Raw genomic sequence first — 19,610 nt, 5'->3', positions numbered from 1 at the left:
AACGGGGCGAATTCGAAGGCGAACGCGGAGAGACCGTCGCGTCGAGACCCGACCGAATCGGACCGACAGCCCGAGACTTCGGTTCCCTTTCGACCGACCGGTTCAGGGATGCACCCCGTTATCGAATTACTATTCAAAAACCGGTAATCATCTGGCAGTATCGACGGAAAATTCGGGATATACTGGCCGTTGACATGAACAGCCATAAGTACGTATCGCCTCGAATGGGACTGTATGACTCGGAAGCTTGACCGCCGACAGTTTATCGCCGCGACAGGTGCCGTTGGCCTCGCCGGCCTCGCCGGCTGTTCCGGCGGCGGCGGCGAAGAGACGACGACAACGACCGAATCCGGTGGCGAGGAGACGACCACCGCCGCCGAGGAGACGACGACCGAATCCGGCGGTAACGGTGGCACGGAGACCCGGCTCTCGTGGCACGCCGGCGGTACGGGCGGCACGTACTACCCCCTCTCGAACGAGTTCAAGTCGGTCGTCGAGGCGCAGACCGACTTCACGCTTCAGGTGCAGTCCACCGGCGCGTCCGTCGAGAACGTCGGGAGCCTCGCCCGCGGCGACGCGGACTTCGCGCTGATTCAGAACGACGTGGCCTACTTCGCCCGCAACGGCGAGGGCATCGAAGCGTTCCAGGGCAACGCCGTCGAGAACCTCCGCGGCGTCGCCACGCTCTACCCCGAGACGATTCACCTCGTCACGCTCGCCGACACGGGCATCGAGACGCCGTCGGACCTCTCCGGTGCGACCATCAACACCGGTGACCTCGGCTCCGGGACGCAGGTCAACGCCAACCAGATTCTGGAGGCGCTCGGCGTCTCCGACTACAGCGAGCAGAACACCGGCTTCTCGCAGGCCTCCGACCAGCTGAAGAACGGCGACATCGACGCCGCGTTCGTCGTCGGCGGCTGGCCGGTCGGCGCTATCGAGGAACTCGCCGCGACCGAGGACGTCCGCATCGTCCCCATCGAGGGCGACAACCGGCAGGCCGTCAAGGACGCCGCGCCGTTCTACGCCGACGACGAGGTCCCGTCGGGCACCTACGGTCTGGAGAACCCCGCCCCGACCGTCTCGGTCAAGGCCATGATTGCGACGAACGCCGAACAGCCCGAGTCGACCGTCGAAGCGGTCACGAGCGCCATCTTCGAGAACGTCGACGACCTCACCATCAAGACGGACTTCATCTCCAAGGAGAGCGCGCAAGAGGGCATGTCCATCGAGCTTCACCCCGGCGCGCAGGCCTACTTCGGCTAAGCCCGGGCGCTTCGCTTCACTTTCGAACAGCGGATTCCTACCCACCTTTCGATGCTTAATTCGACTCCCACACGTCTCCTCGTCGTAGTCGCGGTGCTGGCGGTCGCCGTCGGCGGGAGCGCCGCCGTCCCGGCCGGACAGGCGCTCGTCGTCGAAGACGCCGAGACCGGCGAGCGACTACAGACGATTCCGGTCGAAGAGAACACGACCGTCGCGCTCGAATACACCCACAGCGTCGAGAAGACGCGCGTCCTCGACGCCTACGCTGTGCAGGACGGCGAACTCGTCATGACCAGAATGGAGTTCAAGTCCTACGGCGCGGGCCTCCCCGCTCGGGCGAACGTGACGACCGAGAACGGCTCGTTCGTCTTCGACCCCGAGGGGAGCTACGAGGACCTGTACGTCAAACCCGGCCGCATCGCCGGCCACAAGCTACACGTCGGTGACCAGACCTACGACCTCGTGGCGCTGTCCGACGCGCGCTCGGTCCGCCTGTACGTCACGCACCGCTCCGTCCTCGACGCCGCCCTCCACTGACCAACGATGAACCGAACACACGACGAGGGTCGACCCGACGGCCCCGACGACGAAGACGCCTCCCGGTCCGCACCGGAGTCCGACGCGGCACCGGCCGACCAGCCGGTTCGAACCGACGGCGGCGAGCCGCCCGCGGACGACGACCGCGAGGCCGCGAGTACCGACGAAGAACTATCCGAAGAAGAGGCACAGGAGATGCTGGAGGGCATCGACCGGAAGCGGACGCTCTCGGGGTGGGCGGCGATTCTCACGTCGTTCGTGGCCATCGCGTTTTCCGTCTTCCAGTCGTGGCTGGCCGCCCGCGGCTTCGAGTTCGCCGCGACGCTCCCGCTCGTCGGCGAGGTGTCGCTCGGCGCGCTCCAACTCCTGCAGGTGAACTCGATTCACGTCGCCTTCGCGCTCGTGTTGGCGTTCGTCCTCTTCCCGCCGACGACCGGCCACGGCAGGTTCGCCACGGCGCTCGGTCGCGTGGTCCCGAGCCTCGCGTCGAGCCTCGGCGAGGACCACCCGCTCACCCGCGGTGCCGCGGGGGTCCGCCGGTTCGTCCGGTGGCTCGCGGTCGACCCCGGCCGCGAGCGCGTGACGCCGCTCGACGCGTTCTGCATCGTGCTCGCCGTCGCCACGGCGGCCTACATGGTGTTCGAGTGGGGCGAGATTCAGCAACTCCGCGTGTTCGGCCTCGAAGCCGGTCGGACGGTCGCCGAGTACCTCGGCGCACCGTTCGTCTGGTTGGGCGACGTGCTCGGCCCGCTCGGCTTCCTCGCCGACGCGGTCGTCGCGGTCATCGGCGTGCTCCCCTTCGCGGACGTGTCCTACCCGTTCTTCCTCGGCGCGGTCGGCGTCCTCCTCGTCCTGGAGGCGACCCGCCGCTCTCTCGGGTTCTACCTGATGGTCATCGTCGCCTCGTTCATCGTCTACGCGAAGTTCGGCTACCTCATCTCGCCGTCGACGCCGCTGGTCGGCGTCCTCTCTATCCCCGAGGGGTCGTGGGCGAACATCATCCAGAACCTCTGGTACAACACCGAAAACGGCGTCTTCGGCATTCCGGTCACCGTCTCCGTGCAGTTCATCTACATCTTCATCCTGTTCGGGGCGTTCCTGGAGATGTCCGGGGCCGGCCAGTGGTTCATCGACCTCGCGTACGCCGCGACCGGGACCCGAAAGGGCGGCCCGGCGAAGGCGTCCATCCTCGCGTCCGGCTTCATGGGGACCATCTCCGGCTCCTCCATCGCCAACACGGTGACGACCGGCGCGTTCACCATCCCGCTGATGAAGCGCTCTGGCTACCGCTCGGAGTTCGCCGGGGCCGTCGAGGCCTCCGCCTCCTCCGGCGGGCAGATTCTCCCGCCGGTGATGGGCGCGGCGGCGTTCCTCATGATCGAGTTCATCGGCGTCCCCTTCTCCGACATCATCATCGCGGCGGCCATCCCCGCCGTGGTGTTCTTCTTCGGCGTGTGGGTGATGGTCCACCTCGAAGCGACCCGGGCCGGCATCGGCGGCCTCGACCGCTCCGAGGTCGTCGACCTCGGCAAGCACCTCACCCGCGGGTGGTTCTACCTCATCCCGCTCGTGTTGCTCATGTACTACCTGCTCGTCGAGCGCCTGACCGTCGCGCGCTCGGCGTGGTTCACGCTCATCGCCATCATGGCGCTTCTGTCCGTCGTCGCGGCGTACAGCGAACGGACCCGCGTCCCCCTCTTGGGCGCTATCGCGGCGGCGTTCGTCGCGCAACTCGGCTCGTACGTCACCACCGGCGTCGGCGTCGTCGACGCGGTCACTGGCGGGAGCGGCGAACCGCTCGGCGCGACCGCCGCGCTCTTCGCCGCGGCCGGCGACCTCGGCATCATCGCCATCTTCGTCAGCCTCGTCGTGATGCTCGTCCGGCCGGCGCTCGACTCGCCGCTTTTGGAGTTCGACGACGCGGTCGACGAGGCGGCCGACAACGTCGCCACCGCGGTCTCGCGGCCGTCGCTGTCGGACCTGAACGTCTTCCGCTACGTGACGTTCATCGGGAAGTCGATGGACTCCGGCGCGCGCACCTCGACCGAGGTCGTCGTCGCCGTCGCCGCCGCGGGCATCATCCCCGGCGTCGTCAGCGCGACCGGCCTCGGCCCGAACCTGACCGCGCTCATCAAGGCGGTCGCAGGCGGCTCTATCGTCCTCTTACTGCTTTTCACCGCCATCGCCTCCATCATCCTCGGGATGGGGATGCCGACGACGGTGACGTACATCATCCTCGTCTCACTGCTCGGCCCCGCCATCGCGCAGTCCTCGGACATCCCACTGCTCGCGGCCCACCTGTTCATCCTCTACTTCGGGGTGATAGCGGACATCACACCGCCGGTGGCGGTCGCGGCGTACGCCGCCTCCGGCATCGCCCGGTCCAATCCGTTCCGGACCGGGACGAAGGCGTTCTCGCTGTCGCTCAACAAGGCAATCGTGCCGTTCGCGTTCGCCCTCACGCCGGGCATCCTGCTCCTCCGCGGGCGCGGTGAGTCCGCCGCAGTCATCACCCTCGCCGACGTGGCCGACATCGGCTACTTCGTCCCCGAGGTGGTCATCCCGGTCGCGGGCGTCTTCGTCGGCGTCATCGGACTCGGCGCGACCGTCATCGGCTACCTCTACAGCCGCGTGTCGAAGACCGAACGCGCCCTGTTCGCCCTCTCGGCGTTCCTCCTCATGGCCCCGATGTTGCTTTTGAACGCCGCGTTCGACTTCGGGGGCTTCCTCGGGCTCGTCGGCGAGGTTCCCAACACGGTCGCCGTCGACCTCGCCATGCGCGCGGTCGGCGGGGCGCTGTTCGGCGCGCTGGCCGTGAAGAACCGCCGCGAGGCGGGCGACAGGGCCGCGCCGACCGTCGCGGAACAGGCCGAACCGACCGACTGACCGCCGACTGGCCGTCGAAAACAGAACTTCGCGGCCGCGCTACTCGATGTCCGCGCGGCCGCTTGTCGCGCTCCGGATGCGGTCGCGGAGGTCCGGGCCGTCCTCGACGGGGACGCGGACCTCGAAGGACACGTCGGCCTCGTAGGCGGCGTCGAACTCGACGCCCGCGCTCTCTAAGAGCCCGCGGACGCTCCCCGAGTCGTCGTACTCGACGGTCGCGGTGAACCACTCGTGGGGTATCTCCTCGACGACGCCCGCCGCGTCGAGCGCCTCCTTGACGGCCCGGGAGTACGCGCGGGCGAGGCCGCCGACGCCGAGGTTGGTGCCGCCGTAGTAGCGCGTCACGACGGCGGCGACGTTGCGCACGTCCTGCTGAACGAGGACGTTGAGCGCCGGTTTGCCCGACGAGCCGCTCGGCTCGCCGTCGTCGCTCTGGTACTCGCGGAGCATGACGCTCCCCCCGCCGGGGACCGACGACGAGGCCGACCCCGCGGGCACCCGGTAGGCGGGGACGTTGTGGGTGGCGTCGGGGTGGCGCTCCTCGATTTCGGCGACGAACGCCTCCGCCTCCTCGACCGTCTCCGCGGGGGAGACGTAGCCGATGAACTCCGATCCGTTCACCTCGAAGCGGGTGTCGGCCCGGCCGGCGACGGTTCGATAGGCGTCGGTCATGCTCCCGAGTTGGCGGCGCGGCGTGGAAAAGCGTTCGCACCGTGTCGGCGGCGCGCCGACGAGGGAAACAGGCGGTATGGAGTCGCCGGGGGACGGCGGCGGACGGCGAAGGAACGGGGACGCAGACCGAACGGCGACGCGCTACTGACCGCAGGCGTCCGCGTACGAGGTACACCCGTTTTGGATGCAGACGCCGCAGAGGTGGCGCGTCTCGGAAATCGGCTCACCACAGCACATGCAACTGCGCATGGAACCCATGCGAACACCTACCGCAGGAGGTGACAAGAATCTTATTGCCCCGTTGACAGAATATTCGCGGAGCCGACGGGCCGGCTCAGGCGATGGTGATGCGGCGGACGAAATCGAGGTTCGACAGGTCGTTGAGCAGGTCGCCGGGAATCGGCTCGTCGGTGATGATGTAGAGCTTCGGGTCGTCGGTGAACTCGGGGTCTTCGCTTATCGTCTGGCGAATCGAGATGTCCGCGTCGGCGAGTTTCGAGGTGACGGTGGCGACGATGCCGGGCTCGTCGGCGTCGGCGACCTCGACGGTGAGCACGGAGAGGTCGAGGACGGGCGCGAGGTCCATCAGGCTCGGAATCGACGAGATGTTCTGGAAGATTCGCCGAAGCTCCTCGTCGTCGAGGATGGCGTCGGTCGTCGAGTCGACGACCCGCCGGTCGACGTCGGCCTCGCGGGCGATGCCGGTGTTCGGTATCTCGATGCCGCCCGAGACGACCCGTCCCTGGTCGTTGACGGAAAAGCCCCGTTCCAAGAGGAGCCGAATGACAGCCTGCTGGCTCGGACTGCCCTCGAACTTCTCCATAATCTCGTCGAACATTCGTTGGTCGGGGGATTTGCGGGCGGGTACATTAAGTGGTCCGTCACCGGCGACGCCGCGGCGGAGGGGTTCGGAGGCGACCCCGCGAGCAGGCCACCGACCCCGCGACCGGGGAGTGGGTTTAACCGTCGGCGCGGAGACCCGTCGTCCATGCGCGAACTACGCACCTGCGACTTCTGTGGGGCCGACGCCGTCGGCGTGTTCGAGGTACTGCCACCGGCGTTGACGCCGGCCGACGACCAGCGCCGCGTCGTCCTCTGCGAGCACTGCGAAGAGACGCTGAGCGAGGTCATCGCGCCGCTTCTCTCCCGGCTCGGCGTCGACGCCGACGTGGACGTGGCCGACGACGCGCGGGCCGAGACGGGCGCGTCCGCGGCACCGGAACGGACCGCGAGCGGGTCGGTCGGCGAGGCCGCCTCGGTCGACGTGAACGCGGTCGAGCCCGCGCCGACGCCGCCGGAGCCGGCGAATCACGACTCGCCGGACGAGACCGACGACTCCGACGAAACAGAACAGACCGACGAAACAGAGCCCACCGACGAAACAGAACAGACCGACGAAGCCGACGACGAAGCGGAGCCGATCGACGACGACTCCGCGTCGGCCGCCGCCGAGGAGACGCAATCGACCGCCGGGTCGTCCGGCCGGGGCGGAGAGCCGCCGAAGTTCCGGAAGGTCATCCGCATCCTCCAGAACCGGGAGTTCCCCGTCGAGCGGGCTGAGGTCGAGGCGCTGGCGTCCGGCGCGTACGACCTCGACGACGACGAGGTCGCCGACATCTTCGACTACGCTATCGAACGCGGCCTACTCGTCGACGACTCGGGGACGCTCCGGCGGCCCTGAGCGGTCGAACGTGCGGAAACAGGGGAGAAAAAGCGGGCTACAGTTTCCCTTTCGTGCTCGGCGTGTCGGAGCGCCGCGGGTCAACGCGGGTCGCGTCGTCGAGCGAGCGCGCGAGCGCCTTGAACAGCGCCTCGACCTCGTGGTGGGCGTTGTCGCCCTCGACGCCCGCGTGGAGCGTGAGGCCGGCGTTCATGGCGAGCGACATGGCGAAGTGCTCGGCCATGTGGCTGGTGAACTGGCCGATAGAGGGCTGGGAGAAGTCGCCCGAGAACTCGAAGAAGGGCCGGCCCGACACGTCCACGACGACCGAGGCGACGGCCTCGTCGAGCGGGACCTTCCGGTCGGCGTAGCGGACGATGCCGCGCTTGTCGCCGAGCGCCTCGGTGAACGCCTCGCCGAGGACGATGGCCACGTCCTCGACGGTGTGGTGGTCGTCGATGTGGAGGTCGCCGTCGCACTGGACGGTCAGGTCGAACAGGCCGTGTTTGGCGAAGGCCTCCAGCATGTGGTCGAAGAATCCGATACCGGTGTCGACGACCGCGTCGCCGTCGCCGTCGATTGACAGCGTCACGTCGATGGTCGTCTCGGACGTCTCGCGGGAGACGGCCGCGCGTCGGTCGGCGTCGCTCATGTCGCGTTCGAGGCGGGCCGCGCATATAGGGATTCTCGTCGCCGCGCGGGGCGATTCTCGATGCCGACGCGTCAGACGCTCGTCTGACGGACGTTCATGGTTTTGGACGCGTAGGGTGGGGTATGCATCGAAAGGGAGCGCTGGTGGTGGGGTACACTATCTGCGTCGGGGGGCTCCTGCTTACCGCGCGGTCCGGGGTCGCTGTCGCGCTCGGCGTCGCGCTGGTGACGCTCGCGGTCGCGGCGGCGGTGATCGGCGGGGGCGTCTGAAATGACGGGGAGCGAATCGACGCGGTGGGAGCCGAGCCGTCCGGGGGCGAGCGAATGATGCGTCGCGGAGCGACCGCCAGCCCGAAGCGGGACGTCGTGACGGTCAGCATGCTCGTCCTCGCCGGTCCCTTCCTCGCGACCTCGCGCCCCGTGACCGTGGTAATCGGCGCGCTGTTCGTCGCCGTCGGCGTCTACGGAACCGTCGAGAGCCTCGTTGCCGCCGCGAGCGCGTATCTCGACGCGTAGCGGTCGCGGCGTCTCGGACTATCTCGACGCGTAGCGGTCGCGGCGTCTCGGACTGTCTCGGCGCGCCGGCGACGCGGCTACGCCTCCATGGCTTCTTCGAGCGTGAACCGACCCTCGTAGAGCGCGGTCCCGACGACGGTCGCCGCCGCGCCCGCCTCGCGGAGCGCGCGGACGTCGTCGAGCGAGGCGACGCCGCCGGAGGCGACGACCGGGATGTCGACCGCGTCGACGACCGCCGAGGTCGTCTCGAGGTGGACGCCTTCGAGCTGTCCCTCCACGTCGACGTCGGTAAAGAGGATGGCCGCCGCGCCGAGTTCCTCGTACCGGGCGGCCGCCTCGGCGGGGTCGAGGCCGGTGCCCTCGGTCCAGCCGGAGACGACGACCTCGCCGTCTTTCGCGTCGAGGCTGACCATCACGCCGTCGGGGTAGTCGGCGGCGAGTTCGGCGACGATGTCGGGGTTCTCGACGGCCGCGGTGCCGAGGATAACGCGGTCGACGCCGCGGTCCAAGAGGTCGCGGGCGTCGTCTGCGGTGCGGATGCCGCCGCCGAGTTGGAGCGGCACGTCGACCGCGTCGAGGACGGCGTCGACCGCCGGGGCGTTCTTCCGCTCGCCCTCGAACGCGCCGTCGAGGTCGACGAGGTGGAGCGTCTCCGCGCCGGCGTCGACCCAGCGGCGGGCGGCCTCGACCGGGTCGCCGTAGGTCTTCTCGGTGCCGCGTTCGCCCTGCACCAGCTGGACGACTTCGCCGTCTTGCATATCGACCGCGGGGACGACTTCGAACTCCGGGAACATACGTCACCGTGGGCGAGCGGCGTGCGTAAACGCACCGGATACGGCGACAGGGTGGCCGGATACAGCGCCCCGAGACCGGAGACGGCGACTCGGATGCGACACCCCGAATACGGCACCCCGGAGTGGGCGACGCCAATCGGGCGACGAACGTAACAAGCGAACCAACAGTTCGGAACGGCTTTGTCGCGCCGGGGTTCACACACACTCAATGAAACTCTTCGGTTCCAGCGGCACCCGCGGCGTGGTGGGTGAGAGCCTCACCCCGGAGTTCGTCCTCCGCGTCGCCAAGGCCGCCGGCACGGTCTGGAACGCGGACCGGGTCGCCATCGCACGGGACACCCGAACGACGGGCGAGATGTTCGTCAACGCCGCCGAGTCCGGGCTGGCGAGCGTCGGCGTCGACGTGGACGACCTCGGCGTCGTCCCCACCCCCGCGGCGGTCCGCTACTGCGAGAACCAGTCCGTTCCGGGCGTCGTCATCACGGCCTCGCACAACCCGCCGGAGTTCAACGGCGTCAAGCTCGTCGGCGACGACGGCGTCGAACTCGCCGTCGAGGAGCTAGAGCGCATCGAAGACCACATCCTCGCCGAGGAGTTCGACGTGGCCGAGTGGGACGGCGTCGGGAGCGTCCGGTCGGTCGGGACCGCGAACGACGACTACCGCGAGGACCTCCTCGCCAACGTCGACCGCGAGAAAATCGCCGCCGCGAACCTCACGGTCGCGCTCGACCCCGGCCACGGCGCCGGGTCGCTCGTCACGCCCGACTTCCTCCGCGAACTCGGCTGTGAGGTCCGCACCGTCAACGCCCAGCCCGACGGCCACTTCCCCGGTCGCCAGTCCGAACCGGTGTCCGAGAACCTCCGCGACCTCGAACGCCTCGTCCGCGCGACCGACGCCGACGTGGGAATCGCCCACGACGGCGACGCCGACCGGGCCGTCTTCGTGAACGAGCGCGGCGAGTGCATCTCCGGCGAGGCGTCGCTTGCCGCCCTCGCGGCCGCCGCCCTCGAACCGGGCGACGCGACCGTCTCCGCGGTGAACGTCTCCCAGCGCCTCGTCGACGTCTGCGAGGAGGTCGGCGCCGACCTCGAACTCACGCCCATCGGCGCGACGAACCTCATCACCCGCGTCCGCGAACTCTGGCGCGAGGGCCGGAACGTCCCCGTCGCCGGCGAGGGCAACGGAGGCGTGTTCTACCCCAACTACCGCCTCGTCCGCGACGGCGCGTACATCGCGGCGAAGTTCCTCGAACTCGTCGCCGAGCGCCCGCCGAGCGAGCTCGTCGCGCCCTACGAGGACTACTACAACGTCCGCATCAACCTCGAATACGACGAGGAAGCCGAGCTGACGGCGATGCTCAACGCCGCCGCCGACTACGCCGAATCGGCCGACGCGACGCCGAACACGACCGACGGCTACCGCCTCGACTACGGCGACGCGTGGGTGCTCGTCCGCCCCTCCGGGACCGAGCCGAAAGTCCGCGTCTACGCCGAGGCTCGCTCCGAGGAGCGCGCGACCGAACTCGCCGAGGACGCCGCCGACGCGCTCCGAAGCGCGGTCGCGACGCTGTAACTCGACCGCAGAACCGACCGGAAAGAACCTCTTTTCACGCGCCGCTCACAGGCTAATCGCCGCGAACAAGAGCGCCAGCGCGCCGAACACCAGAAGCATGAAGCCGCGTTCGAGGTCGTCGCCGTCGAGTTCGTCGTCCGGCGGGTCCTCGCGGGTCGGGTCGAGGACGAACTCCGGGTCGTCCGAGCGGGCGACCCGGCGGGCGGCCGCGGCGCTCTTGAGCAGTCGGCCGCCGAGGGCGAAACAGCCCAGCCCCACGACGATGGCGACCAGCGAAATCGGACTGACGTTCACCATCGCTCCGGGAACTCGGTCATCGGTGTGTCGCCGCGGCGGTCGCGGCGGTGGTCACCCCGGCCGCCCCGCCGGTCGGTGTCGTCATCGGTCGGCTCGCATCGGTCACTCGTCGTCGTAGACCGCGTCGGGGTCGAAGACGCGCTCGCCGACGTGCTCGCCCTCGACGGTGCGGTAGAAACACGACCGGTGACCGGTGTGGCACGCGCCGACGTTCTGGTCGACGAGGTACAGCAGGGTGTCGGCGTCGCAGTCGACGCGGACCTCCCGAATCTCCTGTGTGTGGCCGCTCGAAGCGCCCTTCTCCCAGAGTTCGTCGCGACTCCGCGAGTAGTAGTGCGCCCGGCCCGTCTCGATGGTCCGGTCGAGCGCCTCCGGCGAGACGTACGCCAGCATGAGCACCTCTCCGGAGTCGGCGTCCTGCGCCACGGCGGGGACGAGGCCGTCCTCGCCGAAGTCGACATCGACGGTCATGATTCGGGCCACGCGGTGGCGGGGGTTATCTCTTGTGCGTCGCCGCGGGGAAGGCGCGCCCGCCCGGCGCTCCACGACGACTCAGACGATGCCGAGCGCGCCGAGGACGCCGAAGAGGACGTCGCCGTAGACGAACGCGACGACGAGGCCGACGAACATCGGGACGAGAAACGGGATGCCCGGCGAGATCCACACCGACTCGCGGGACGTCACGAGGTCCAGTCCGCCGCGGAGTTTCTCCGGCGACGTGCCGTAGGCGGTGCCCTCGATGCTGTCGAGGAACCGGGCCGCGCCCCACGGGTCGTCGAGCGACGCGTCAGGGTCGGCTTCGCGGCCGTCGTCTCCGGGAGCGTCTCCGCCGGCGGCGTCCACGGTCTCGCCGTCGCCGTCGAAATCGGCCGACGTGCCGCCGTCGGTGGCCGCGCGGTGGACCGCGCCGTCGGTCGGGTCGAACGTCTCGTCGATGCTCGCGGGGTCGCGGAGGGCCTCGGGGTCCGCCAGCAGGTCCGCGAACGTGAGGCCGCGCCAGCGGAGGTACATCCGGAGCGCGTCGAGGTCGAGGCCGTTCCGCGTGATTCCCTCGGGCGACTCGAACAGGCGGCCGTGGGCCGTCGAGAGCGACGCCACGGAGACGCGGCGGCCGACGAACGAGATGGGGAACTCGAACTCGCCGTCGGCGAGGTTCCGGACGGCGAGGAAAAGCGGGTACGCGAGGCCGACGATGACGGTGTTCGTGAGAATCGTCATCGAGAACACGCCGAGGCGGGTGGCGGCGAGCGGGAACTCCGTCCCGGCGAGGGTGTAACTGGGGAACGTCGGGAGCAGGATAGCGAACACCATGAGCGCCTTCGCGTCCGCGCCGCCGAAGCCGCCGAGCCGCCAGAACAGGTACGAAAGCGGGACGACGAGACAGACGCTCACGCCGACGCGAATCAGATAGAGTCGGTCGAAGACGGTCTCGGGCGGGAGGTGGCCGACCAGTTCCCACGCGAGCAGGACGAGGCCCAGCGCGGCCAGCGGATACCAGACGACGTTGGGGACGCGGCGCGTGCGAACGTCGCGTACCGCGGTCCACGCGAGGACGGGGAGCACCGCCAACCGCAGGAGGTCGGGGAGCGTGCCGATACCGAACATACCCGCAGACTGGGGGCAGGGGAGTTAGGTGTTCGGGACGGGTATCAATCCTGAAACCGACCCCGACGACGGGTCAGAACGCCGCGAGTTCGACGAACGCGACGAGTCGAATCGAAAGCGAGAACAGCGCCATCGCGGCCGCGGGAACCCACACCGACGCCGAGCGGTGGTAGCCGAGGGCGGCGATCCCGAACGCGAGCGCCCGCAAGGCGTGTTCGACGCCGCCGGGAACGTCGGCGAAGGCGGTTCCGAGCGCGACCACGCCGAGCAGTCCGAAGGCGAACACGGGAGCGAGCGCCGGCCGCGAGAGCGGGCGAAGCGACCGCTCGACCGCGCTTCGGTACGTCACGCCGGCGGCGACGCAACCGCAGACGGCGGCGACGAGGAGGAGGGAAACGATGGTGACCCGCCACGGTTTCGGGAAGACGACGAGCGTGAAGGCGGCGTCGCGAAGCACCGAGCGAAAGAGCGTCGCGAGCGCGGCCGTCGCGGCGACCGCGCGAGCGGGCGAGAGGCCGACCCGCGACGAGACGAGGTCGAACACGACCGCGACGAGGAGTCCGAACCCGAGCCCCGCGAGCGCCACGTCTTCGGCGGCCTGAACTGCCGCCGTTACGACCGACGCCTCGGGGTGGTACGTCCACCCGACGAGCGCGGCGAACGAGGCGTCGAAGCCGACCGCGAAGAGGGCGCTCGCCGCGACGACGGCGAGTCCCGGCGCGAGGGCCGTCGCCAGCGCGTCGGCGATTCGGGAGCGCTCGGGGAGTCCGAACGAAATCGAGACGCCGCGATAGTGCGCGTAGACCAGCGTCGGAACCGCGAGTCCGGCGACGTTCGGCGACGAGAGCGCGCCGACTACCGGGACGCCGAGGAGCCTGAGCGCCACCCAGTAGCTGACCGCGCTCGCCACCGTGAGACAGGCGAGAAACAGTCCGATTCGGCCGAGTTCGGTCGCTTCGGTCGGGAGGTGCAGGTCGGCGCGGAGCTCGCGGGCGGCGGTCGTGAACCTCGACACGAGAAAAGCGACTGCATCGCGGGACAAATCGCTGTCGGCCTCGCGGTTCGCGGGGCGGACAAACGGCGTACCCGCGGGTCACGGGTCGGCGCGTCGAAAGAAATGTGCGGGTGGGCGCCTCAGATGACGCGGTTCTGGAGGTAGTCGAGGTGCTTCGCGTTGTAGACGATCTTGACCTCGTCCTCGATGGGCGAACCGATGCAGGTGAGACGGACGTTCTTGTCGTTGACCTCCTCGTCGGAGAGGATCTGCTGCATGTCCATGTCGATTTCGCCCTCTTTCAGAATGGCCGCGCAGTTCGCACAGGCACCTGCGCGACAGCTGAAGGGCCAGTCGTAGCCCTGAGCCTCGGCGGCTTCCAGGATGTACTCGCCCTGGTTGACTTCCATCTCACCGTAGTCTTCAGCGTCGAGACCGGCGTCGGCCGCCTCTTCGAAGAGGTCGTCGTCGTCGAGGTCCCAGCCGTTGTCGTCGAGAACTTCGTAGTTGAGGTAGGTTACCGTGGGCATCGACAGAGGATTCGAAGGCCACCCCATTAGACTTTGCTGTTCCGTGCGGCGAATTCGATTCGCACCGCGGCGATGGCCGCCCGTTTGTTTCATTGTTGACCGTGATGGTTCCGAATCGGCCGACGCGACGGGCGAGCGCGTCAGATAATGTCAGCCGAGAACAACGCGTACGACGCGATGGCCGAAAGCGAGGGCGTGAGCATCCAGAAGAAGATGACGCGACCGGTCGTGCCGGGGTCGAACAGGTCCTGTGCGGAGAGTTCGTCCGGCGCTTCCTCGCCCATCTTCGGGACCTCGTCCTCTCGCTCGGCGGCGAGCGCGTTGACAGACACTTTCGGGGCCTCGCCGCCGCTCAGGGCCTCGCCGATGGTGACGGTGCGGGTCGCCCGGCCCCAGCCGAGGCCGACGATGCACATCGTCGCGCTCACGGCGAGGCTGGCGGGGATGCCGATGGCCGACAGGAAGGAGATGAGCGACGCGCTCACCGTCTCGACGATGAGCGCCGCGAGGATGGGCAGTTGCGTGAGGTCGTTGCCGACGGTGTCGAGCGTCCGGCGGGCGATGGTGAACGCGCCGAGGCCGATTGCGCCGCCGGCGATGAGGATGCCCGTGTTCATTTCGAGCGCCCCGTTGCCGACGAGCGGGGCGACCGCGTTGGCGACGTTCGACGCGCCCGCCGAAAACGCCATGTAACAGGCGACGACGACGACGAGGACGGTGCTGCCGAACTCGCGGTAGGTCGTGTTCGGCCCGAGTCGCGGCCGCGGAACGCCGCCGTCGCGGTCGAGCGCGACCAGCGCGCCGGGACTCCGGTCGAGTTTGAGCCACGCGTCGAGGTAGGGGTAGACGTACCGCCCGATGACCGCGCAGACCCAGAAGGCGATGACGGGCGCGACGATCCACCACGAGATGATTTCGAGCATCACGCCGGCGTCGAGCGACCCGTGGGCGAGGCCGAGACCCGCGATGGCCCCGACCGCCGTCATCGACGTGGAGGCGGGGACGCCGAAGGTGTTGGAGACCAACAGCGCGAAGCCGACGAAAAAGAGGACGGCGACGCTCGCCGCGAGCGTGAACTCGTTTTGCGGGACGATTTCGCCGCCCATCTTGGCGACGACCTCCCTCCCGAGGGTCCACCCGCCGAGGAGCGCGAACCCGGTCATCAGGGCCGCGGCGGCGAGTTTCCCGAGCACGTCGCTCCCGACCGCGGGGCCGAAGGCGACCCCCGTGGACGAGCCGCCGATGTTGAACCCGACGAACACTGCCACCAGGAGACCGACGAAGAGGAGTGCTTCTACCACGCAGTCACCTACTGGCGCGGGAATAAAAGGAACGGCGGTCGGTCGCCGGTCAGTTCGCCGCCACCGCCGACGCCGCCGCCGATGCCAATGTCGATGCCGACGACGACGCCGATGCGGCGACCGGGAACGACTCGCCCGCGTCGGGCGCGTTCAGTTCGACGCGGCGCGAATTGCCTGGTCGAGGTCGTCGATGATGTCGTCGACGTCCTCGATACCGACCGACAGGCGGACCATGTCGGGCGTGACGCCCGCGGCGGCCTGCTCGTCTTCGGTGAGTTGCTGGTGGGTCGTCGACGACGGGTGGATGACGAGCGTCTTCGCGTCGCCGACGTTGGCGAGGAGCGACGCGAGTTCGACGTTGTTGACGGTGCCCTTGGCGGCCTCGTAGCCGTCGGTGAGGCCGAAGGTAATCATGCCGCCGTAGCCCCCGTCGAGGTACTTCGAGGCCTCCTCGTGGGTCTCGTGGGATTCGAGGCCCGGGTAGTTCACCCACGACACCTTCTCGTGGTCGTCTAAGAACTCCGCGACGGCCTGGGCGTTCTCGCAGTGCGCGCGCATCCGAAGCGGGAGCGATTCGAGCTTTTCGAGCGTCTGCCACGCGTCGAACGGCGACTGGGCGTTGCCGAGGTCGCGCAGGCCGCGGGCGATGGCGGCGTAGGTGAAGCCGGCGGGACCGAACGTCTCGTCGAAGTTGACGCCGTGGTACGCCGGGTTCGGCTTGGCGATTTCGGGGTAGTCGTCGGCGTACTCGTCCCACGGGAAGGTGCCGCCGTCGACGAGGATGCCGCCGATGGTCGTGCCGGCCCCGTGAATCCACTTCGTCGTGGACTGCCAGACGAGGTCCGCGCCGTGTTCGATGGGGTTGCAGAGGTAGGGCGTCGCGAACGTGTTGTCCACGAAAAGCGGGGTTCCGTGGTCGTGGGCGACCTCGGCGATGGCCTCGATGTCGGGCGTCACGAGCGCCGGATTGCCGATGGTTTCGAGGTGGACGAACGCGGTGTCGTCGTCGATGGCCTCCTCGTAGGCGTCCACGTCGAGGGTGTCGACGAACCGGGTCGTGACGCCGCGGCGCTCGACGGTGTGGGTGAGGTAGGTGTAGGTCCCGCCGTACAGCGACGACGCGGAGACGATGTTGTCGCCGGCCGAGGCGAGCAGGAAGGTGGCGAGGTCGAACGCGGCCATCCCGGACGACGTGGCGACCGCGCCCACGCCGCCTTCGAGCGAGGCGAGGCGCTCCTGCAACATCCCGACGGTCGGGTTCATCAGCCGCGAGTAGATGTGGCCCGGCTTTTCGAGGGCGAACTGCGCGGCCGCGTCGGCGGCGTCCTCGAAGACGTACGAGGTGGTCTGGTACAGCGGCGGGGCGCGCGCGCCCGTCGCTGAGTCGGGGCTCTGTCCGGCGTGGAGGCTCCGCGTGTGGAAGCCCGGGCTGTCGTCGTCGCTCATACCTCGACCGTCGAATCGAACGGGGGTAAAGCGGGGTGTCGGTCGCAATTCCCGCCGGCTTCTGCGACGCGGGACCGACGCGCAAGCCGAAGAGCGCCGGGCAGAAGCCGGGACGACACCCGCGCCTCAGCGCGAAAACAGCGAGGAGTGGACCGGCGCGAAGTCCTTCTCGTCGTCGGGTTCGCCGCCGTCGGGTGCGGTGTCGGTCACCGCGCGGCCCGCGACGCCCTCGTCGACGAAGTCGCCGAGCGGCGGCCCGACTTTCTCGGGTTCGACGAGGAAGGCGTCGTGGCCGTGGTCGGACTCGACGACGTGGTGGGCGACCGGCGCGTCGACGCGGCGGAACGCGCCCGCGAGCGACTCCGACTGCTCGGTCGTGAAGTGCCAGTCGCCGGTGAAAGAGACGAGGAGCGCCTCGCCCTCGAAGGCGGCGAGCGCGGCCGCGTCGGACTCGTAGCCCTCCGAGAGGTCGAAGTCGTCCATGGCGCGCGTGAGGTACAGGTACGCGTTGGCGTCGAAGCGCTCGGCGAACTTCTCGGCCTGATAGTCGAGGTAGGACTCGACCTCGCGGTACGGGAAAAACGAGGCCGCGGGGTCCGAGGGGAAGGCGTCGCCGCGGTCGCCGCGGCCCGCGGAGCGCCGGCCGAACTTGCGCTCCATCGAGTCCTTCGAGAGATACATCAGGTGGCCGAGTTGGCGGGCGAGGCCGAGGCCCGCGTCGGGCGAGGGGCGCTCTTCGCCGTAGTAGTCGCCGCCGTTCCAGTTCGGGTCCGAGGTGATGGCGCGGCGGGCGACGGCGTCGATGCCGAGACACTGCGAGTCGAGGCGGGCCGCCGAGGCGACGACCGCGAGGCGCTCCACGTCGTCGGGGAACTGCACGGCCCAATCGAGGGCGTTCATGCCGCCGACGGAGCCGCCGACGACGGCGTGTAAGCGACCGACGCCGAGGTGGTCGAGCAGGCGGCGCTGGGCGCGGGTCCAGTCGTGGACGGTGACCGGCGGGAAGTCCGTCCCCCACGGCTCGCCGTCCGGGCCCTCGCTCGCCGGGCCGCTCGTGCCGTAACACGACCCCGGGACGTTCACGCAGATGACGTAGTAGTCGTTCGTGTCGAGCGCCTTGCCCGGCCCGACGATGTCGCCCCACCACGCGCGGGCCTGTCCGGAGACGCCCGAGTCGGTGCCGTGGCCGGCGACGTGCTGGCTCCCGGTGAGGCCGTGACAGACGAGGACCGCGTTCTGCCCGTCGAACTCGCCGTAGGCCTCGTAGGCGACTTTCAGGTCCGGCAGTATCTCGCCCGACTCGAACTCGTGTTCGCCGATGTCGACGACGTCGGATTCAACCCGGCGACCGGGCGTGGTTCGCGTTCGGCTCATTTCTCCTCCGAGTCCCCGTTGGCCTGCTGACCCAAGGCGCGTTCGATTGCCTGGTCGAGGTCGGCGATGATGTCGTCGGCGTCCTCGATGCCGACAGACAGCCGGAGCATGTCGGGTGCGACGCCCGCGGCGCGCTGTTCGTCCATCGAGAGCTGGGCGTGCGTGGTCGACGCGGGGTGGATGAGAAGCGACTTCGCGTCGCCGATGTTGGCGAGGAAGCTCACGAGGTCGACCGACTCGCAGACGGTTTTTGCGGCCCCGTAGGCCGCCTCGTCGTCCTCGCCGTCGAGGCCGAAGGTGACCATGCCGGCGTAGCCGCCCTGCAGGTACTCCGAGGCGAGGTCGTGGGTCTCGTGGTCCTCGAAGCCGGGGTAGGTGACCCACGCGACGCCGTCGCGGTCGCGGAGGAACTCGGCGACTCGGCGGGCGTTGTCGCAGTGGGCGCGCATCCGGAGCGCGAGCGTCTCGACGCCCTGAAGCGTCTGCCACGCGTCGAACGGCGACTGGCAACTACCGGTGCTCCTGACGGCGCGCTGGCGGACGGCCTCCGCGAAGGCGCGCTCGCCGAACCGCTCGACGAAGTCGACGCCGAACGCGGGGTTCTCGCCGGAGAGTTCGTCGTAGTCGGCCGCGTCCCACGGGAAGGTGCCGCCGTCGACGACGACGCCGCCGACGGTCGTGCCGGAGCCGTGGAGCCACTTCGTCGTCGACTCCCAGACGATGTCCGCGCCGTGTTCGATGGGCCGACAGAGCGCGGGCGTGGCGAACGTGTTGTCGACGACGAGCGGGACGCGGTGCTCGTGAGCGACCTCGGCGATGGCCTCGAAGTCAGGCGTCTTCAGCGAGGGGTTCGCCACCGTCTCGACGTGGACGAAGGCGGTGTCCTCGTCGATGGCCGCCTCGTAGGCGTCGACGTCGAGGGTGTCGACGGTCCGGGATTCGATGCCGCGCCTGACGGCAGTCTTCGAGAAGTACGAGGCTGTGCCGCCGTACATGTCCTCCGAGAGCACGACGTTGTCGCCGACGGACGCGAGGACGGTCGTGAGCGCGTCGAGCGCGCCCATGCCCGAGGCGGTGGCGACCGCGTCGACGCCCGCTTCGAGGGCGGCGAGGCGGCGTTCGAGGATGCGAGTCGTCGGGTTGGAGATGCGGGAGTAGACGTCGCCGTCGGCTTCGAGGGCGTACAGGTCCGCGGCGTGGTCCGCGTCGTCGAAGACGTACGACGTGGTCTGATAGAGCGGCGGGGCGCGGGCCCCTGTCGCCGGGTCCGGGTCCTGTCCGGCGTGGAGGCCGAGCGTGCGGAAGCCTCGATTCATGTATCAGGTGCATAATCTTCGACGAACGAATAACCGTCAGTTACGGCAAGCGTTGCCCGTGGTTGGCGGCGGGGAGCGGTGCGGAGCGGCAGGGACCGACGGCCAACGACCGACGACCGACGGAGAGGGACAAACGGGGACCGCGTCGGAGAGTAACTTGCATACCTCGGCGGCGCGAGAGGGGAACTAACG

General features: G+C 69.1%; 20 protein-coding genes. 7 read left to right on the top strand and 13 right to left on the bottom strand.

The window, feature by feature from the left end:
* Window positions 1-234: 234 nt before the first annotated feature.
* The 3 genes from C441_RS08205 to C441_RS08195 are packed head-to-tail and all read left to right on the top strand — an operon-like array spanning window position 235 to window position 4,689.
* Window positions 235-1,266, top strand: coding sequence for a TAXI family TRAP transporter solute-binding subunit (locus C441_RS08205; protein WP_004968707.1), 1,032 nt, complete (start codon window positions 235-237; stop codon window positions 1,264-1,266).
* Window positions 1,267-1,317: 51 nt separating this feature from the next.
* A complete protein-coding gene (locus tag C441_RS08200; RefSeq protein WP_049920506.1) occupies window positions 1,318-1,803 on the top strand; it encodes a DUF1850 domain-containing protein in 486 nt (161 codons plus the stop codon).
* Between the two features lie 6 nt (window positions 1,804-1,809).
* Window positions 1,810-4,689: a TRAP transporter permease gene (locus C441_RS08195; protein ID WP_007274684.1), complete on the top strand. Its 2,880-nt coding sequence runs from the start codon at window positions 1,810-1,812 to the stop codon at window positions 4,687-4,689.
* Window positions 4,690-4,728: 39 nt separating this feature from the next.
* On the opposite strand, the gene C441_RS08190 is transcribed toward C441_RS08195, so the two are convergent.
* Both C441_RS08190 and C441_RS08185 read right to left on the bottom strand, forming a co-directional pair.
* Window positions 4,729-5,361: an IMPACT family protein gene (locus C441_RS08190; RefSeq protein ID WP_007274683.1), complete on the bottom strand. Its 633-nt coding sequence runs from the start codon at window positions 5,359-5,361 to the stop codon at window positions 4,729-4,731.
* 334 nt (window positions 5,362-5,695) lie between these two features.
* Window positions 5,696-6,199, bottom strand: a complete 504-nt coding sequence (locus tag C441_RS08185) for an ACT domain-containing protein (RefSeq protein WP_007274682.1) — start codon at window positions 6,197-6,199, stop codon at window positions 5,696-5,698.
* A 150-nt stretch (window positions 6,200-6,349) separates the two neighbouring features.
* Between C441_RS08185 and C441_RS08180 the strand changes: the two genes are divergently transcribed.
* Window positions 6,350-7,042 carry a hypothetical protein gene (locus C441_RS08180; protein WP_007274681.1) on the top strand — a complete coding sequence of 231 codons (693 nt, stop codon included), beginning with the start codon at window positions 6,350-6,352 and terminating at the stop codon, window positions 7,040-7,042.
* Window positions 7,043-7,079: 37 nt separating this feature from the next.
* On the opposite strand, the gene hisB is transcribed toward C441_RS08180, so the two are convergent.
* A complete protein-coding gene (hisB, locus tag C441_RS08175; RefSeq protein ID WP_007274680.1) occupies window positions 7,080-7,673 on the bottom strand; it encodes an imidazoleglycerol-phosphate dehydratase HisB in 594 nt (197 codons plus the stop codon).
* Between the two features lie 122 nt (window positions 7,674-7,795).
* Between hisB and C441_RS20270 the strand changes: the two genes are divergently transcribed.
* Both C441_RS20270 and C441_RS08165 read left to right on the top strand, forming a co-directional pair.
* Window positions 7,796-7,942 (top strand): hypothetical protein, encoded by a 147-nt coding sequence (locus C441_RS20270; RefSeq protein ID WP_229722502.1) that lies wholly within the window; start codon window positions 7,796-7,798, stop codon window positions 7,940-7,942.
* Window positions 7,943-7,999: 57 nt separating this feature from the next.
* Window positions 8,000-8,188, top strand: coding sequence for a hypothetical protein (locus C441_RS08165; RefSeq protein ID WP_049920511.1), 189 nt, complete (start codon window positions 8,000-8,002; stop codon window positions 8,186-8,188).
* A 77-nt stretch (window positions 8,189-8,265) separates the two neighbouring features.
* Here the strand turns inward: C441_RS08165 and hisA are convergent, their stop codons facing one another.
* Entirely contained in the window at window positions 8,266-8,982 is a 717-nt protein-coding gene (hisA, locus tag C441_RS08160; protein WP_004968715.1) for a 1-(5-phosphoribosyl)-5-[(5-phosphoribosylamino)methylideneamino]imidazole-4-carboxamide isomerase, read from the bottom strand.
* A gap of 208 nt (window positions 8,983-9,190) precedes the next feature.
* On the opposite strand from hisA, the gene glmM reads away from it, so the two are divergent.
* A complete protein-coding gene (gene glmM / locus C441_RS08155) occupies window positions 9,191-10,555 on the top strand; it encodes a phosphoglucosamine mutase (protein ID WP_007274678.1) in 1,365 nt (454 codons plus the stop codon).
* A 45-nt stretch (window positions 10,556-10,600) separates the two neighbouring features.
* Here the strand turns inward: glmM and C441_RS08150 are convergent, their stop codons facing one another.
* From C441_RS08150 to C441_RS08110, 9 genes are all read right to left on the bottom strand, one after another.
* Window positions 10,601-10,852, bottom strand: coding sequence for a hypothetical protein (locus C441_RS08150; protein ID WP_004065948.1), 252 nt, complete (start codon window positions 10,850-10,852; stop codon window positions 10,601-10,603).
* 102 nt (window positions 10,853-10,954) lie between these two features.
* Window positions 10,955-11,323, bottom strand: coding sequence for a phosphoribosyl-AMP cyclohydrolase (hisI, locus tag C441_RS08145; RefSeq protein WP_004065947.1), 369 nt, complete (start codon window positions 11,321-11,323; stop codon window positions 10,955-10,957).
* An 81-nt stretch (window positions 11,324-11,404) separates the two neighbouring features.
* Window positions 11,405-12,457 (bottom strand): A24 family peptidase, encoded by a 1,053-nt coding sequence (locus C441_RS08140; RefSeq protein ID WP_007274677.1) that lies wholly within the window; start codon window positions 12,455-12,457, stop codon window positions 11,405-11,407.
* 73 nt (window positions 12,458-12,530) lie between these two features.
* Entirely contained in the window at window positions 12,531-13,472 is a 942-nt protein-coding gene (locus C441_RS08135) for a hypothetical protein (RefSeq protein ID WP_007274676.1), read from the bottom strand.
* A gap of 119 nt (window positions 13,473-13,591) precedes the next feature.
* Window positions 13,592-13,981 (bottom strand): ferredoxin Fer, encoded by a 390-nt coding sequence (fer, locus tag C441_RS08130; RefSeq protein WP_004968720.1) that lies wholly within the window; start codon window positions 13,979-13,981, stop codon window positions 13,592-13,594.
* Window positions 13,982-14,121: 140 nt separating this feature from the next.
* Window positions 14,122-15,243, bottom strand: coding sequence for an inorganic phosphate transporter (locus tag C441_RS08125; protein ID WP_007274675.1), 1,122 nt, complete (start codon window positions 15,241-15,243; stop codon window positions 14,122-14,124).
* Between the two features lie 189 nt (window positions 15,244-15,432).
* Entirely contained in the window at window positions 15,433-16,728 is a 1,296-nt protein-coding gene (locus tag C441_RS08120; protein ID WP_007274674.1) for an O-acetylhomoserine aminocarboxypropyltransferase/cysteine synthase family protein, read from the bottom strand.
* 126 nt (window positions 16,729-16,854) lie between these two features.
* Entirely contained in the window at window positions 16,855-18,102 is a 1,248-nt protein-coding gene (gene metX, locus C441_RS08115) for a homoserine O-acetyltransferase MetX (RefSeq protein WP_007274673.1), read from the bottom strand.
* Window positions 18,099-19,418 carry an O-acetylhomoserine aminocarboxypropyltransferase/cysteine synthase family protein gene (locus tag C441_RS08110; protein WP_007274672.1) on the bottom strand — a complete coding sequence of 440 codons (1,320 nt, stop codon included), beginning with the start codon at window positions 19,416-19,418 and terminating at the stop codon, window positions 18,099-18,101. Before C441_RS08110 ends, metX begins: the two co-directional genes overlap by 4 nt.
* Between the last annotated feature and the right edge of the window lie 192 nt (window positions 19,419-19,610).

The sequence above is a fragment of the Haloferax sulfurifontis ATCC BAA-897 genome (assembly GCF_000337835.1).
GTDB lineage: Archaea > Halobacteriota > Halobacteria > Halobacteriales > Haloferacaceae > Haloferax > Haloferax denitrificans.
Note: the sequence above shows the minus strand (reverse complement) of the source record. Positions and strands in the feature narration are given on the sequence as shown.